A 16,886-nucleotide genomic window follows, 5' to 3' on the forward strand; every position below is an offset into this window, starting at 1 on the left:
ACCGTGTTGGGTGAGTAGCGAAGAGAATGACGTGTTGTAAAAAACAGGTCAAAATATTTATCATATTGATTCAATAATCAACTGCGCTGCTTTTTCTGGCAGGCTATAAATATCTTCTGTATCGGCAAAATGGCGGGCATTTTGTGCCCATTGTTTAAGCGTTTCTGGCTGACTGAGTGCGTGTAGTAACTCGTGGTTCAGTGCCGTCTGGCTAAACGGTTCTGGTATGACTTGTCCGGCCTGAGAGCGCTCAATATAAGAAGCATAACCACATGCATCGGTAACGAGTATCGGTAACCCTGCTGCGATAGCTTCTAGCAAGACGATTCCTGCGGCTTCCTGATGAGCTGGATGAAGTAACAGGTCTGCTGCTGCCATGAAGTCAGGAATATCATCTCGGCCTGAGAAGAATTGTATTTGTTTACCAATACCGAGTTGTTCAGCCTGCTGTTTAAAGGGTTTGGGATCGTCTTGGCCGACAACTAACAGCGTTACGCGTTGACGCAGTTCCTGAGGCAGGCTGGCGATAGCGGTCAGGCTACGACCAACGCCTTTACGTTTGAAGTCAGAACCGACTTGTAATAGAACAAATCCGTTTTCATCCAGATGGTGCTGCTGACGGAACTGTGAACGCGTATCTGGAGAGTGTGCGCTGTACTTTCTATCCTGCGAAATACCCGGTGGCAGCATAAAGAAGCGCTCATCCTGTGTGCCGTAATGCTTCTGGAAATGGGCAATTTGACGCGGGGTCAGCATCAGCATACGCGTGTGGCTGTTTTTATCGAACACATCTCGTTCAAGTGCCGCATATCCGCGGTAGCGGGGTGTTAGTCGATAAAAGAAGCCTTTTTCCTGAACCGCTTTTTCTGCCGTACATCCTTCTGCGGCATAGTAGAAGTCCAGTCCTGGCATTTTGCTAAACCCGACAACTCGGTCGACAGGACGTTGTTGTAAATGGTTATGTATCCAGTCGGAAAAATGGCGATGGCGAGTGTGGTTGCCAAGGCCTGATATGGGAACGAGAACGATGTCGAATCCTTCCGGCTTGTCGCCTTGCCACTCGCTGGTGTAAACGCGAATGTCGTGACCCTGTTTTTGGCAGGTTTGTGCGATGCTCAGAAAATCACGCTGTAATCCGCCAAAAGGAAAGTATTTATAGACGCAGAATGCGATTTTCATAGGGTGTTTTCTTCCTGCGACGCTTTTAGCATGTGTTCTGATGCCTGAATAACTGCTTGTGCAGGAATGCAGGACAAATATTTGACTGTCTGATCGTAATTCTGCTGTGCTGGCATCTGTTGATATTCACCTGCCCAAATCTGCTTATAGTGCTCACACCATGGACGCCATAATTTGTAGTCTGTTGGGCCAAATAGACACACTAGCGGTGTATTTAACGCAGCCGCCATATGCATCGGGGCTGAATCCACACCGATATATAACACTGCGTTGTCAATTAAAGCAGCCAACTCAAGAAAACTCGTTTTACCCGCAAAGGTCATATCCGGTTTATGCATGCATTGTGAATGAATGTCTCGCACTACGTTTAAATCATCTTCTGAGGGACCACAGGTCAAAACGACTTCCAGATTTTTTGTTTTAAGATAGTCAATAACCTGAGCGAATTTGTCGTTGTCCCAGTATTTGTAATATTGGCGAGTTGTGGGTTGGATGACGACGTAGCGTTGCGTTAAAAGTGTAGGACGTTGGTTAGCTATGCTCTGAGCATCTTCCTGACGATAATGCAGTGATAATTTAAAACATGTATTTGACGCTGGCAGTTTGAGCGGGGTGAGGAGATAAAGATTTTGCTCAACAATATGTGCACCTACCGGTGGAACACAAGTATCGAAAAACAAACGCCAAATCTTCCCTTTCAGGTTATTGCCCCGATCGAGAGCAATACTGCGGCACCCCAATAATTTTACTAATAAGGCAATCGGCCACTGATCAGCCAGATTGACGATCAGATCGTAATTATTTTGCTTAAGCGTTTGCCAGATTTCTGTGAAATTACGGATTTTTTCCAAAAGCGTGCTGGTCTTTCTTTTGAGCCCATAAAGCTGATGTATCTCTGGATTTGCGGAGAGAATCGGCATCGTATCCTGATACAGTAATACATCGATTTTAGCGTTAGGATAATTGGCTTTCAGCGTGCTGATGAGCGGAGTGGTCAGCAGCATATCGCCATGATATCTTAATTTTAAAATCAAAATTTTTTTTGGGGGCAGAGATTCCTCTTTCATTGCACTCCCCTATTTCTTTTTACTAATAAAATACTGAGGCAGTAAGTAACAATCCACACGGTGGTAGCATTTTTCCCATAAAAAATAACATCACTTAGTCCATAAATAACTAAGGATAGTGTGAGGGATGTAAGTGCGTAATCTTTTAGGATAAATGAAGAAAAATAAAATAATGATGCATAAAGAAGCAGTAATGCCATGCCACCTATAATCCCTTTTAAGGATATTGCTTCAATTAGCTCATTATGTAAATGAATTCCGGTAAGGAGTGCGGCACCAGAAAGGGATGGGTTTTGTTCTGCTTGTTTCTGAATATCCAACTGCCTTGATTCTGCTGATTGTCCCATTGGGGCATGTATGAAGGAGGTTAAACCACTTCTGTACATGGCTATGCGAGCGCCAACAGATGATTCACTATTTGATTGATTATACATGTTTATATCAGAAATAAGATTTTCAGATCTAGACATAATGGTTTTTTGACATGCCACTAAACAAACAATATTCACCATTATGTATAATATTATTAGTTTTAAGTTGATCTTTTTGTCTTTTAATATTGCGGGTATCAATACTATCGCACTTAGTAATGGATAGGCTAAAATAGCTGCGCGGGTTCCGCTTAATACTATAATTGTAAAGAAAATAATATGATTAATAAAATAAAAAAATAAATTTCTTTTCTCTGTTTTTAATAATATGACCTGTGAGGTAAGAATGCCAATAAAACTTATCATATAGGCAGAGCTTGTCGCGATTTTATCAGAAATAGAAAATCTAACCTCTGGTTCGGATAATAAATAATAAAGAATAAGAAAAAAAGGAATTGTATATATTATATTGAGTACATTCTTAGGTAACGGATGCTTTGATGAGAAAGTCATAGCAAACAATGTTAAAGATGAACCGAGGAATAGAATTTTCATTACATTATGATAGGAGTGATATAGTCCAATTATTTCGCTTCCGCTATTTTTATATAATTGCTCCCATATTAAATTAGTGACACATAAGAAAAGTATACTTAATGGAATTAGCATGCTTTCTTTCTTTATTTCTCTTTTATTAATAAAAAGAAGAATGGCGGAGATTATTCCAATAGTATTAAATATTTTAGATGCTAATTTTACATCAAAGATCATGGCAATTAAAGAAATTATTAAACTTGTATAAATTAACGAAGAGAAGACTTTTATTGTTTTCTCATTGGTAAGTAAATTCATTTTTTACCTTTTTGATTCGGGATAATTAAATATAAATTAATTTCTTGTATGTCTTACATGATTTAATTTTTATAAAGGTTGCAGTCTTGCATTATTCTCAAATGATTGTTCGCGAGTATTCAATATTCCATGTCGCTTTGGCCACAGGTATACATGGGTGTCTAAATGCGTCTCGAAGTGTATCGACAACGTGGCAATGCCAGATTCTGGTTGTGAAATGAGTGTATCCAGTGTCCAGACGAGTGCAAGATACCAATTGTTAAGATGGGTAGTAGAGAATATTGAGTACGGCTAACCTGAAAACAGGTTTAAGTGTGAAAAAATGCTACCGCCCCTGGCTCGACAGCTACCAGTTAACTGAAATGACCTGAAATCTCACGACGATTTGCGATGCGCAAATTTATCTCGCGATAGTGTTACAACACATATTGTGCTAAACCCCATATGGTACTAGAACCCACATCCCTCTCACAGAGGTAAATGCTACTACCACACGCTAATTATAACAGGACTAATTTTTTAGCCATTTTACGTTCAGCGTTGTGCCGAGGCAAAAAGCCATCAGCCACGCAATAAGCATGTCCCGTGAATAGAGAATGACATCGCTAAGTCCATACATAATCAGCGCAAAAAGCAGCGCGGCGGAGAGGTGACTGCGCAGAACAAAAAATGAAAAATAAAATAAGGATACATAGAGTAATATTAACAATATCGCTCCTGGTAGCCCCTTAAGAGAAAAAGCATCAATCACTTCGTTATGTAGATGGACATTCAGATATTCAACTGCGCCAGCTAAGCTCGGTTTTTGTTCTGCTTGTGCAATGATCCGTTCTGACCGCTGTTCAGCAGATTGTCCGAGTAATGCTTCTTCTCCTGCTTCGGTGCCGGATTGGTACATCGCGATGCGTGCACCAACCGATGTCCTGCTGTTATTCATGCTGTAGCTGTGTACGTCATTGATCAGATCGTTGGCGCGCTGATGAATCGTCTCTTGGAAAAGGAATAAACACAGGAGAATAGTGGCCGATGAACCGATTAATGCTTTGATGAACAAGCGCTTATTGTGCCTGACTTCTGACAATAAAATAGTCGCGCCAACAATAGGATAGACGAATATGGCCGCCCGGGTTTCTGTCAGGAAAATAGCGATAGTGACTAACAGAAAATGCCCCAGATAGAGATAATATTTATAAGCTGAATCTAGCTTAAGCAGTGCCTGTGCGCTTAACGCGCCAATAAAAGTAAGAAAATAGGCCGCGCTGGTTGCTGTGCCAAATACCAACCCAATACGATGCATTCCACTGAAGAGTGACTGATAAAACGCATAGCCCAGTGTTAACACACAGATTGCGATGGTGTAGAAGAGCGACAGCTTTTGCTTTTGTTGCGTGATGTGTAGGGCTGTCAGCAAGATAAAGGCGCCCAAAATACCAGCATGTGCAGATGTTTTATAGGCGTTATATACATAAGAAAAAAGGCTATCAGGTTGATAATATTGGTGATACCAAATGAGATTGGTTAAGCCGATAGCTAGCAGGCAAAGCGGGATCAATAACAACCGCTTAGCGGCTATTACTGTTCTTAAGTGTGTTACCACATAGAAAACAGATAGCGAACCCGTGAGATAAAAAAACCACCCAGCAAGGACGCTACTAAACGGCATAATGGCTAATGTGAGTAAACAGCCGGGGAAGATCGCTGTAAGTGCGACAGCCGAACTTATACTGGGCGTTTTTCCCAATTCGTACCTTAATTCATTGAGCATGTATTTGTTCACTGTCGGGAGTGATATCACTCCCTTGATGCAGGTAATTCTATCAGCATCTCTAATTTCTGATGGATGAGGCTAGCGGGAATTGTCTCCATTTGCTGGCTTTCAGACATTTCCACCACTTGGTTCATTCCATAGCCGCCAATCAGCCCTGGGTCGGTTGGCCCGTATAAGGTGATATTCGGACGATCCAGCGCGGCTGTCAGGTGGCTAAGTCCAGTATCGACGGAGACGATAGCGCTGGCCCCTGCGAGTACCTCGGCAACCTGTTGCAGCGTGAGGCGCGGTAAGACGTCAACGTGTGGGAACCCTTCCGCCAGCCGTAATGCACGTTGGTGCTCGTGTTCTGCTCCCCAAGGGAGTTTGATGTGCAGTCCACTCGATGCCAATAGCGCAATCAGTTCACGCCAGTGCGCCTCCGGCCAGTGTTTTTCATCACGCGTGGTGGCATGGAGAAACACCAGATAGCGGTTGGCATCTGCGAGCGGCTGGGAGAGGAAACGTTGGGCAATCGCATAATCGCCGCGTTCGGTGGGTTTTTTATAGCCCAAACTAGCGGCAAACAGCTCCCTTATGCGCTCTACCGCATGCTGTCGACGGCTTATCGGGTGGCGATAGTTATAAAACCAGCTTGCCAGCGGCTCACGCGCGCTCTTGCAATCCAATCCATGTTTCTTTCCGTTAGCGAGTCGCGTAACCAGCAGCGCACTTTTAATCAGCCCCTGTGCATCGATAACTGCATCGTAGTGGTATTGATGTAGTTGGTGCTTGAATTCTGCACGTTCCTGACGTATCGGGGCACTAAACCAGTTTTTCCGCCAGCGGCGTATTGCCACTGGAATGACGCGGGAAACTGCGGGGTGCCAGCTTGGAATTTGTGCGAAACCTTCTTCAACCGCCCAGTCGAACTGGATACCGGGAATAGCCTGCATCGCGTCGGTTAAAGCGGGCAACGTATGTAGCACATCGCCCATCGACGATGTTTTCACGATCAGCACTCTCATGCGTCTGCTCCCGGCGCCCGATTTACTCCCAGAATGAGATGCTTATCCAGCGCGCTGAGCACGCGTTCGGGCTGAATATCGATCAAGCTCTGGTGATAACCTTGCTCGGCATCCCCTTTACGCACCCGGTGATAACCGGTAATCAGGCGAATCACTTCAGCCTGGTGGGACAACGGCGGGGTAAAATCGGGGCTACTCGGGCCATAAAGCGCGACAAGCGGGCGATGAAGCGCCGCGGCGACGTGCATGAGCCCAGAGTCATTGCTGACAACGGCATGGCAGGCCGCAATCAAGACAACAGCCTGTTCCAGCGAGGTTTTCCCCGCCAGATTGGCGCAGTGCTGTCGGGCATCCTCCGTCAACCCCTGAAGGATATCGTCACAGGCTGAACTATCATTGGCCGAACCGAACAGCGCAATCTGGTAGCCGCGCTCAATCAGTGATTGCGCCAACGCAGCGTAGTGATAATGCGGCCAGCGTTTGGCAGGGCCGAATTCGGCTCCGGGGCAAAAACCGATGATGGGGCGTTTATCGCTGAGGTCAAAGGCCTGCGTTATGTCCGCAATTTCGGCCTGATTAACCTGTAACTGTGGCCAAAGTAACGGCTGCGGCAAGTCCTCAGCACGATGGATACGGCTACGGTCATAGGCTAATGCTGCGTAGCGCTGAACCATCAGTGGAAATGCGGCTTTATCCAGCACGCGTAGGTCGTTCAACAGCCCGTAACGCATCTCGCCGCGCCAGCCTGTGCGTTGCGGAATGTTGGCAAAGAATGGCACCAGCGCAGATTTGAAGGAGTTGGGCAGCACGTATGCTCGGTCATAGCCTGCATCGCGCAGGGATACGCCAAGACGACGGCGTTCGCCCAGCTCAAGTGCGCCGTGGCCTAGCGGCATGGCTAACGCCTGATTGACTTCCGGCATTCGTGCCAGCAGCGGACGGCACCAGGCTGGCGCCATCACGTCAATGACCGCTTCCGGGTGTTCAGCCTTCAATGTGCGATAAAGGCTGTGCGACATCATCATATCGCCGACCCAGGAAGGGCCGATGACCAAAATTTTCATACCGCTTATAAATCCTTATCCGATTAAACGGTACGGTTCAGCCAGGTCATATATTCCGCTACGCCTTCGGCGACGGTTTTGAACGGCTTATCGTAGCCCGCGGCCCGCAAGTTGGTGAGATCGGCCTGCGTATAGGCCTGATAGCGGCCTTTCAGTTTTTCAGGGAATTCGATGTACTCCACGCCGCCTTTGTTATGGAAGGCGAGTGTGGCGTCGGCAACGGCCTGGAAGGATTCGGCACGACCGGTACCGCAGTTGAAGATGCCCGAAACACCGTTTTGCCAGAACCACAGATTGACGGCCGCGACATCACCGACGTAAATGAAGTCACGTTTGAAGTTTTCGCTACCAGAGAACAGCTTCGGATTTTCACCCTGATTAATCTGGTTGTTCAGGTGGAACGCGACGCTTGCCATGCTGCCTTTGTGCCCTTCGCGCGGTCCATAGACGTTGAAATAGCGGAAGCCGCAGATCTGCGATTCCGCTTCCGGTAGAATCTCACGCACGTACTGATCGAACAGGAACTTGGAGTAGCCATAGACGTTCAGAGGCTGCTCGTATTGGCGGTCTTCGATGAAGTTATCGTTACGACCGCCGTAGGTCGCGGCCGAAGAGGCATACAGGAACGGAATACTGCGATCGAGGCAGTAGTGCAGCACATCTTTGGAATACTGATAGTTGTTATCCATCATGTATTTGCCATCCCACTCGGTGGTGGAGGAGCAGGCACCTTCATGGAATACGGCCTCGATATCGCCCAGATCGTCACCCGCAACGATGCTGGCGACGAAATCTTCCTTATCCACGTAATCTGCTATGTCCAGATCGACCAGATTGACGAACTTGGTGCCGTCTTTCAGGTTATCGACAACCAGAATGTCCCGGTAGCCGATGTCATTCAGAGATTTTACGATATTGCTGCCGATAAAACCGGCACCGCCAGTAACGATAATCATGGGTGCGACCTTTGTTAATCATGCCGGTGAGGCACCGCGCCCCACACTGTTTATGACCGCTATAATAGCATTTCATTTTACCGCAAGCAGCCAGAGGTTAATTTATCCCGTGTTGTCCCAACCTTTTAAGATGATTCAGGTCGTGACGAAACCTGCATTTTCAGACTGTTTCCCCCGCATTTCTGCCCACATCCGCTAGCTTAAAAACCATAAAGCAATCTTTTTATGGGAGATGGTCGCTATGCCTGCCGCTTTTTATCAACAACTTACTACACAAATTATGGCTGCACGCACCGAAGGCGTGTTTAAGGAAGAGCGAATTATTACCTCTGCTCAGCAGGCCGAAATTGAGGTGATGGACAGCAACTGTCTGCTCAACTTCTGCGCCAATAATTATCTTGGTCTGGCGGACAGCCCTGAGCTGATTGCCGCGGCAAAAGCGGGATTGGACAGCCACGGTTTCGGCATGGCATCGGTGCGCTTCATTTGTGGAACGCAGGATATCCACAAACAGCTGGAGCGTAAGTTGGCGGATTTTCTGGGAATGGAGGACGTAATTCTCTATTCCTCTTGTTTTGATGCCAACGGCGGGCTGTTTGAAACGCTGATGGGGCCGGAGGATGCGATTATTTCCGATGCGCTTAACCACGCCTCGATCATTGACGGTATCCGGCTATCGAAGGCTCGGCGCTATCGTTATGCCAATAACGATATGAGCCAGTTGGAAGCGCAGTTGCAACTGGCCAGAGCGGCAGGGGCGAAACATATCATGATCGCCACCGACGGCGTTTTCTCTATGGATGGTGTGATTGCAGACTTACAGGGAATTTGCGACCTAGCGGACCGCTATGATGCGCTCGTGATGGTTGATGATTCCCATGCAGTGGGATTTGTCGGTGAACAAGGGCGCGGAACACATGAACACTGTGGGGTGATGGATCGCGTTGATATCATCACCGGCACGTTAGGCAAGGCGTTGGGTGGCGCATCGGGCGGTTATACGGCGGGCAAGCGGGAGGTTATCGACTGGCTGCGCCAGCGCTCTCGCCCTTATCTGTTTTCCAACTCGCTCGCGCCAGCCATTGTCACCGCATCGCTCAAGGTGCTGGATCTACTCGAACATGGCGGAGAGCGACGTGATCGCCTGTGGAAAAATGCCCGCCTGTTTCGTGAAAAGATGACTGCTGCAGGGTTCACGCTGGCAGGTGCCGATCATGCCATTATTCCCGTGATGCTGGGCGAGGCGCAACTGGCACAGGATTTTGCTCAGGCGCTACAGCGGGAAGGCGTTTATGTCGCGGGCTTTTTCTATCCTGTTGTTCCCCTTGGTCAGGCGCGTATTCGTACCCAAATGTCGGCTGCCCATACGCCGCAGCAAATCGAATTCGCCGTCGAGGCTTTTATCCGTGTGGGCAAGCGTCTGGGTGTGATCATCTGAGGAAACTGTCATGAAAGCATTGGCAAAATTGCGGCCGGAAGAAGGTATCTGGATGATGGATGCCCCCATGCCAGAACTCGGGCATAACGACATCATGATTAAAATCCGCAAAAGCGCGATTTGCGGAACGGATGTGCATATCTATAACTGGGACGAATGGTCGCAGAAGACCATTCCTGTTCCGATGGTCGTCGGGCATGAGTACGTGGGTGAAATTGTCGCGATTGGTCAGGAGGTTAACGGTTTTCATATTGGCGACCGGGTTTCTGGTGAGGGGCATATTACCTGTGGCTACTGCCGTAACTGTCGCGCTGGGAGACGTCACTTATGCCGCAACGCCATCGGTGTCGGGGTAAACCGTCCCGGTTCGTTCGCGGAATATCTGGTGATTCCTGCCTACAATGCATTTCGCATTCCCGACAATATTTCTGACGAGTTGGCCGCCATCTTCGATCCTTTCGGTAACGCCGTGCATACCGCACTTTCCTTCGATTTAGTCGGGGAAGATGTGTTGATTGCAGGGGCAGGGCCGATAGGCATGATGGCCGCGGCGGTGTGCCGTCACGTTGGTGCAAGGAATGTCGTGATTACCGATGTGAATGCATACCGTCTGGAGCTGGCTAGTAAAATGGGGGCAACGCGTGCCGTCAATGTGGCAGAGGAAAAGCTGACTGACGTGATGATAGAACTGGGTATGACCGAGGGGTTTGATATTGGGTTAGAAATGTCGGGCGCACCATCGGCCTTTCGCGCGATGCTGAAAGCGATGAATCACGGTGGGCGAATCGCCATGCTGGGCATTCCGCACGAACCGATGTCGATTGACTGGGGCGAAGTGATTTTTAAGGGATTGTTTATTAAAGGCATCTACGGACGGGAAATGTTCGAAACCTGGTACAAAATGTCTGCGCTGATTCAGTCCGGACTGGATTTGTCCCCGATTATCACTCATCGCTTTCACATTGATGAGTTTCAAAAGGGGTTTGATGCCATGCGTTCAGGTCAGTCGGGCAAGGTTATTCTCAATTGGGATGAGGCATATACTCGTCATACTTCGAGTTGCATGTGCGTTGACTGCGCTACTCGGCATACTTAACGTGTACCTCGCCCCTCATGGGCCGCTGCAAGCAGCGTTCAAATCAGCCTTTAGCAGATTTGTCACTCACCCGAATCACTTACCTGAGGAAAACACGCGCCTGACATTACGGCTGCTTGTGCGTTTCGGTGTCGGCGGGGGCAATCCAGGTCTGCCAGCGGTGCTTGATAAACAGCACGGGTGCGCTGTCCCGAATACTGCTGCTCACCAGCCTGAAGAACACATCGTCTTTTACAGGTTCCGGTGGCTGCTTGACCTGACATTGCGGTATGCCGCGGAACGGATTACGCGACTTAGGCGGTTTCTGTGGCTGAGGCTCATAATGCTGCGTAGGCTCATTCAGCAACTGGCTGGGGCGCACTAAGACGATATCGGCATCCAGTGTAGGCAGCATCTGCTGCAAGACGCGGATAGTTGAAGGATGTGGGTGCCCAATAGCGATAGCGGAACCGCTGCGGCGGGCAATTTGCACCGCACGGGTAAACTGTTTACGAATCTCGGCTTCGTTCTGCGAATCGTCCAGAAAGACTTTGCGTTTGATAACTTTGACGCCCGTTCCTGCTGCGGCCTGACTCGATTGGCTGCTGCCAATGGTCATACTATCGAGGAAATAGAGCTGGTAGGCGCTCAGCGCCTGCATGACTTTTTGCATACCAGGCAGGCTGGCGGTCATCGCGCTGCCCATATGGTTATTCAACCCTACGGCATAAGGCACGTTACTGACCGATTGGCGAATAATGCGCTGAATTTCATCGCTGCTCATGTCTGGGCGTAACGTGTCGCGCTCCAGCGGCTGCTTGCTCATCGGTGCCATCGGCAAGTGGATCAGCACTTCTCGCCCTTGCTGGTGGGCTTTAGTCGCCATTTCACGGGCGTACGGTGCGTTAGGTAATACTGCGACGGAAATTGCCGTAGGCATCGCCAGAATCTGGTTCTCATTATGTGGACGATAGCCGAAATCATCGATCACGATGGCGAGTTTTCCGGCCAGAGCCAACGGAGAAAGTGCGAATAGACTCAATGCCAATAACGGTGTTTTGGTTAAATAAGACAAGACTATCTTCCCAGCCAAGGTTGTGGATTGACCGCCTGACCCTGACGACGGATTTCAAAATATAGCCCGGCCTGACTTTGCCCGCCGCTGGTGCCGACCAGTGCGATAGGTTGGCCTGCTTTGACCTGAGCGCCAACGGATACCAATGCGCTTTGGTTGTAACCGTACAGGCTCATGTCACCTTTACCATGCTGCACAACAACGACCAGCCCGTAGCCCTGTAGCCAGTCGGCCATCAGTACGGTACCGTCGGCGATGGCTTTCACTTCCGTCCCTTCTGGTGCGGTAATCACCAAGCCTTTCCAACGTAGCTCACCCTGTAGTGGCTCGCCGAAACGGTGCTCGATGCGGCCGTTAACCGGCCATATAGCTTGACCAGAAGGTCGTCCTAAACCGCCAGTGCGCGCCATAAGTGAGCGTTCACCTTCAGTCGGTTTGTAACTGCTGCCGCTGCGTTTAGCCTGCTCTTCTTTGGCGCGAACCTTTGCAGCCTCGCGCGCTTCCCGCTCAGCGCGGGCTTTAGCTTCTCGCTCGGCGCGGGCGATCTGATCGCGCAATCGGGTTTCATTCTGGCGCAGTTCCGTCAACTGCTGCTGATCTTTTTCCAGCGAACTTTCCAGCGTCGACAGGGTTTTCTTTCGATCGGACTGCGCCTGTTCCAGCGTTTGCTGTTGCTGCTGTTGGTCACTCAGCAGTGTTTTTTGCTGCGTCTGTTTTTGTTCTAACTGACGTTGCTGATTAGCCAGCTCTACGCGAGTTTGCTGCAATTCGTTGATGGATTTCTGCCGTGCTTCATTCAGGTAACCGAAGTAGGCGAGGATACGCTCGTTGCGCTGGCTTTCCTCTCCGCTCAGCATGAGTTGCAGCGCGCTGTGCTGGCCTTGCCGGAAGGCGGCATCAAGCTGACGAGAAAGGAGCGTTTGTTGCTTATCCTGCTGAGATTGCAATTTTGCGATAGAGGCGCTGAGGCTGGTTAATTCTTTATTTAGCGTTGACAGCGTATTGCGCGTTTCATGCAGTTGGCGGCTGGCCTGAGAGATGGACTGCTCCTGCTTTTTCAACTGCTGAACTAATGTACTGCGCTGCTTTTGTTGCGCTTGAACGCTTTTTTCTTTCGCGGCGATATCTTGTTGCAGGGTCTTAAGCTGTGCCTGATTATCTTCCGCCTGGCTGAGCGCGGGCAACAGCAAAATGCCAACGCAGAGCGCGCTGGCGCAGCGGGTGAGTAGCCTGTGTAATGCAGATAATTGGCGATCGGCGCTACATACCACTCGACTCTGTTCAAATAACGCGTTTTTACTCATATCGATAAATTATTCCACGATGAACAGCGGCTTACCAGTTGTCTCTTGTCTGATTTCTATTTCCAGACGTGACAAGCATGGCACAAAGGTGCGTGTCTATGCGTATCAACAATAGATAAATGGAAAGCGCGCCGCAGATTCGATACGCTATATTGGCTTACTGGCTGTAATTGCCGTATCGCGCAGGTATACTCAGGAAACTTATATTTTTGTTGCTTAACTGATCCGGGAGCCGTTACACCCCATGCAAGAGATTATGCCATTCGTTAGCAAGAACCCTATTTTGAGCATCGCCTGGGTTGCGCTGTTGGTTGCGGTAATTGTTCTTACTGTGAAGAGTAAACTGTCGAACGTGAAAGAAGTGGTTCGTGGTGAAGCGATCCGACTGATTAATAAAGAAGATGCTGTCGTCGTTGATATTCGTAACCGTGATGACTATCGCCGTGGCCATATTGCCAACGCATTTAACCTGTTGCCGAACGACATTAAAAACGGCAGCGTAGGTGAACTTGAAAAACATAAGTCGCAGCCGATTATTGTGGTCTGCGCCAACGGCCTCTCTTCACGCGAGGCGGCCGATAATTTGCACAAAGCCGGTTTTGAGCGTGTGCAGGTGCTGAAAGACGGCCTGGCTGGCTGGAGCGGTGAGAATCTGCCTTTAGTCCGCGGCAAATAAAACGGTTTGTGGTAAAACTATCCGCATCGTGCCACGTGCAGCAAGTCATATGCAGCCAAAATGGCAACGATTTTGCAGGATAACCGACAGGCTGATTGCAGTACGACAATAACAGAAATGTGCTGACGTCCGCCTACTCATGACGACGGAAGACGTCAAGAAAATCTAACAAAAGGGTATTACCTAACATGTCTGAACAAAACAACACAGAAATGGCTTTCCAAATCCAGCGTATCTACACCAAAGATATCTCTTTTGAAGCGCCGAAAGCGCCTCAGGTGTTCCAGCAGGAATGGCAGCCGGAAGTAAAACTGGATCTGGATACGGCTTCTAGCCAACTGGCTGATGACATCTATGAAGTCGTACTACGTGTGACCGTAACGGCTTCTCTGGGTGAAGAAACTGCATTTCTGTGTGAAGTTCAGCAAGGTGGTATCTTTACCGTTGGCGGTATCGAAGGGACTCAGCTGGCGCACTGCCTGGGCGCATACTGCCCGAACATTCTGTTCCCTTACGCGCGCGAGTGCATCACCAGCCTGGTTTCTCGCGGTACTTTCCCGCAATTGAACCTGGCGCCGGTTAACTTCGATGCGCTGTTCATGAATTACCTGCAACAGCAGACCGAAGGTGAAGGCGAAGGTGAAGGCGCTGCGCAGCATCAGGATGCCTGATGAACGCGTCTGACGCTTCCATGACCGTCATCGGTGCCGGTTCATACGGCACCGCATTAGCCATTACGCTGGCGCGTAATGGCCATCGAGTCGTGCTGTGGGGTCACAACCCTACGCACATTCAGGCGTTACAGGCCGCTCGTTGTAATCAGGCATTCCTGCCGGATGTCCCTTTCCCCGATTCGCTACAGTTGGAAACTAATCTGGCTCATGCGCTCGCTGCCAGCAGAAACGTGCTGGTTGTCGTGCCGAGCCATGTATTCGGTGATGTTTTGCGTCAGTTGAAACCTCATTTGCGTTCCGATGCGCGTATCGTGTGGGCGACCAAAGGGCTGGAAGCAGAAACGGGCCGTCTGTTACAGGATGTCGCACGCGAAGCGTTGGGTGAAACCATCCCGCTTGCGGTGGTATCTGGCCCGACATTTGCCAAAGAATTAGCGGCCGGCATGCCGACGGCTATTGCTCTGGCATCACCGGACAGTGAATTTGCTGACGATCTGCAACAGCTACTGCATTGCGGGAAGAGCTTTCGTGTTTATAGCAACCCAGATTTTATCGGTGTGCAGTTGGGCGGAGCGGTGAAAAACGTCATTGCTATCGGTGCCGGGATGTCTGACGGCATTGGGTTTGGTGCTAATGCACGTACTGCATTGATCACCCGCGGGCTGGCGGAAATGACCCGGCTTGGTGCCGCGCTGGGCGCGGATCCTACTACCTTCATGGGGATGGCTGGGCTTGGCGATTTGGTGCTGACCTGTACTGATAATCAGTCCCGTAACCGACGCTTTGGCATGATGCTGGGGCAGGGAATGGACGTGCAGAGCGCACAGGATAGCATTGGTCAGGTTGTTGAAGGATACCGCAATACGAAAGAAGTATTGGCATTAGCACAGCGCTACGGCGTTGAAATGCCGATTACGGAGCAACTCTGGCAGGTTCTGTATTGTGGGAAAGACGCCCGTGAGGCGGCGTTAAGTCTGTTAGGGCGAACGCGTAAAGACGAAACCGCCAAATTATAAAACACGTCGTTCCATACTCTAAATAATTCGAGCTTCAGGCAGGCGGCAAGGGAAGGAGTCCCGATGAGCTTACTCAGGTAAGTGATTCGGGTGACTGAACGCAGCCAACGCACATGAAACTTGAAGTATGACGAGTATATGCTGGGCTTCCTAATCTTGGAGGCTCATAGTATCTTCATTTTCTTGTACATGAGCGATGGGCTAACAAGCCTGTCGTTTGGAACAGATATACGTTGTGATGTGTGGTATCTCGGAGAGTAAGGCAATGTCGACAGAAGAACTGGCACTGGTCTGGACCAATATCAAAGCAGAAGCGCGCAGTCTCGCAGACTGTGAACCGATGCTGGCCAGCTTTTTTCACGCCACATTGCTGAAGCATGAGAATCTGGGTAGCGCCCTGAGCTACATGCTGGCGAATAAGTTAGCCAATTCGATTATGCCTGCAATTGCTATTCGTGAGGTGGTGGAAGAAGCTTACAGCGCCGATCCGCATATGATCGTTTCTGCCGCGCGCGATATTCAGGCCGTCTGCCTGCGCGATCCTGCGGTAGATAAATACTCTACGCCGCTGCTCTACCTGAAAGGGTTTCATGCGTTGCAGGCTTATCGCATTGGTCACTGGCTTTGGTCGCAGGATCGTAAAGCACTGGCGGTCTATTTCCAGAATCAGATCTCAGTTTCTTTTGGTGTCGATATTCACCCAGCGGCGAGAATCGGTTGTGGGATCATGCTCGATCACGCAACAGGTATTGTGATCGGTGAAACGGCCGTGGTTGAAAACGATGTCTCCATTCTACAATCCGTTACGCTTGGCGGTACGGGCAAAACTAGCGGCGATCGTCATCCTAAAATTCGTGAAGGTGTGATGATTGGCGCAGGCGCTAAAATTTTGGGGAACATTGAAGTTGGCTGTGGAGCGAAAATTGGTGCTGGTTCTGTCGTGCTGCAATCCGTTCCTCCACATACGACGGCGGCAGGGGTTCCGGCCCGTATCGTCGGTCGACCAGAAAGCGATAAGCCCGCCATGGATATGGATCAGTATTTCAACGGTATCAACCGCGGCTTTGAATACGGCGACGGCATCTAATCCTGTTGCGTCAGCGGTTCTATTCAATCTGAGATTGATGCCGCGCTTTACCTCCATCAGAATATAAACCACCGACAAATAAGGTGGTTTCTTGTTATTGCGCCTAGGAAACGTCTGAAAGCATATCTGAACTCACCATCTATTTAGCCACAGTTGCTGTTTATCCCTTCATAATAGGCTGCTTTGATTTCCCGTTTATATAGGCAGATCGCGTAAGTTGAACTATATATTTTGGTAACGATCAGAATAGTTTTGTTTGGATCACCTTTGTTTGAAT

Annotated in this window: 15 protein-coding genes; 6 read left to right on the top strand and 9 right to left on the bottom strand. The window is 49.3% G+C overall.

Going from position 1 to position 16,886, the window contains the following annotated elements:
• Positions 1 to 60 precede the first annotated feature (60 nt).
• The 7 genes from GZ59_RS00825 to rfaD form a co-directional block, all read right to left on the bottom strand.
• Entirely contained in the window at positions 61 to 1,179 is a 1,119-nt protein-coding gene (locus GZ59_RS00825; protein WP_011091799.1) for a glycosyltransferase family 4 protein, read from the bottom strand.
• Positions 1,176 to 2,246, bottom strand: coding sequence for a lipopolysaccharide core heptosyltransferase RfaQ (gene rfaQ, locus GZ59_RS00830; RefSeq protein ID WP_011091800.1), 1,071 nt, complete (start codon positions 2,244 to 2,246; stop codon positions 1,176 to 1,178). The genes GZ59_RS00825 and rfaQ overlap by 4 nt, the downstream gene beginning before the upstream one ends.
• Entirely contained in the window at positions 2,243 to 3,469 is a 1,227-nt protein-coding gene (locus GZ59_RS00835; protein WP_039289445.1) for an O-antigen ligase family protein, read from the bottom strand. The genes rfaQ and GZ59_RS00835 overlap by 4 nt, the downstream gene beginning before the upstream one ends.
• Positions 3,470 to 3,980: 511 nt before the next feature.
• On the bottom strand, positions 3,981 to 5,234 hold the full coding sequence (locus GZ59_RS00840; protein ID WP_231848494.1) for an O-antigen ligase family protein: 1,254 nt from the start codon (positions 5,232 to 5,234) through the stop codon (positions 3,981 to 3,983).
• A gap of 26 nt (positions 5,235 to 5,260) precedes the next feature.
• The gene (gene rfaC, locus GZ59_RS00845) at positions 5,261 to 6,244 is read right to left on the bottom strand and encodes a lipopolysaccharide heptosyltransferase RfaC (protein ID WP_039289447.1); all 984 of its coding nucleotides are present in this window, start codon (positions 6,242 to 6,244) and stop codon (positions 5,261 to 5,263) included.
• Positions 6,241 to 7,308 carry an ADP-heptose--LPS heptosyltransferase RfaF gene (gene rfaF, locus GZ59_RS00850; RefSeq protein ID WP_039289449.1) on the bottom strand — a complete coding sequence of 356 codons (1,068 nt, stop codon included), beginning with the start codon at positions 7,306 to 7,308 and terminating at the stop codon, positions 6,241 to 6,243. The genes rfaC and rfaF overlap by 4 nt, the downstream gene beginning before the upstream one ends.
• A gap of 23 nt (positions 7,309 to 7,331) precedes the next feature.
• Positions 7,332 to 8,264: an ADP-glyceromanno-heptose 6-epimerase gene (gene rfaD, locus GZ59_RS00855; RefSeq protein WP_011091805.1), complete on the bottom strand. Its 933-nt coding sequence runs from the start codon at positions 8,262 to 8,264 to the stop codon at positions 7,332 to 7,334.
• Positions 8,265 to 8,505: 241 nt separating this feature from the next.
• On the opposite strand from rfaD, the gene GZ59_RS00860 reads away from it, so the two are divergent.
• Positions 8,506 to 9,702, top strand: coding sequence for a glycine C-acetyltransferase (locus tag GZ59_RS00860; protein WP_039289451.1), 1,197 nt, complete (start codon positions 8,506 to 8,508; stop codon positions 9,700 to 9,702).
• A gap of 10 nt (positions 9,703 to 9,712) precedes the next feature.
• Positions 9,713 to 10,798, top strand: a complete 1,086-nt coding sequence (gene tdh, locus GZ59_RS00865; RefSeq protein ID WP_039289452.1) for an L-threonine 3-dehydrogenase — start codon at positions 9,713 to 9,715, stop codon at positions 10,796 to 10,798.
• Between the two features lie 106 nt (positions 10,799 to 10,904).
• Here the strand turns inward: tdh and GZ59_RS00870 are convergent, their stop codons facing one another.
• Positions 10,905 to 11,852 (bottom strand): divergent polysaccharide deacetylase family protein, encoded by a 948-nt coding sequence (locus GZ59_RS00870; protein ID WP_039289454.1) that lies wholly within the window; start codon positions 11,850 to 11,852, stop codon positions 10,905 to 10,907.
• Between the two features lie 2 nt (positions 11,853 to 11,854).
• Positions 11,855 to 13,156 carry a murein hydrolase activator EnvC gene (gene envC, locus GZ59_RS00875; protein ID WP_039289456.1) on the bottom strand — a complete coding sequence of 434 codons (1,302 nt, stop codon included), beginning with the start codon at positions 13,154 to 13,156 and terminating at the stop codon, positions 11,855 to 11,857.
• A 244-nt stretch (positions 13,157 to 13,400) separates the two neighbouring features.
• Here envC and GZ59_RS00880 point away from each other — a divergent pair, with 244 nt between their 5' ends.
• The 4 genes from GZ59_RS00880 (at position 13,401) to cysE (ending at position 16,609) form a co-directional block, all read left to right on the top strand.
• Positions 13,401 to 13,832 carry a rhodanese-like domain-containing protein gene (locus GZ59_RS00880; protein ID WP_039289457.1) on the top strand — a complete coding sequence of 144 codons (432 nt, stop codon included), beginning with the start codon at positions 13,401 to 13,403 and terminating at the stop codon, positions 13,830 to 13,832.
• 188 nt (positions 13,833 to 14,020) lie between these two features.
• On the top strand, positions 14,021 to 14,503 hold the full coding sequence (gene secB / locus GZ59_RS00885; RefSeq protein ID WP_039289458.1) for a protein-export chaperone SecB: 483 nt from the start codon (positions 14,021 to 14,023) through the stop codon (positions 14,501 to 14,503).
• Positions 14,503 to 15,522 carry an NAD(P)H-dependent glycerol-3-phosphate dehydrogenase gene (gene gpsA, locus GZ59_RS00890; RefSeq protein ID WP_039289460.1) on the top strand — a complete coding sequence of 340 codons (1,020 nt, stop codon included), beginning with the start codon at positions 14,503 to 14,505 and terminating at the stop codon, positions 15,520 to 15,522. The genes secB and gpsA overlap by 1 nt, the downstream gene beginning before the upstream one ends.
• Positions 15,523 to 15,787: 265 nt before the next feature.
• Entirely contained in the window at positions 15,788 to 16,609 is an 822-nt protein-coding gene (gene cysE, locus GZ59_RS00895; RefSeq protein ID WP_011091813.1) for a serine O-acetyltransferase, read from the top strand.
• Positions 16,610 to 16,886: the final 277 nt, after the last annotated feature.

Source organism: Pectobacterium atrosepticum (assembly GCF_000740965.1).
Classification (GTDB): Bacteria; Pseudomonadota; Gammaproteobacteria; order Enterobacterales; family Enterobacteriaceae; genus Pectobacterium; species Pectobacterium atrosepticum.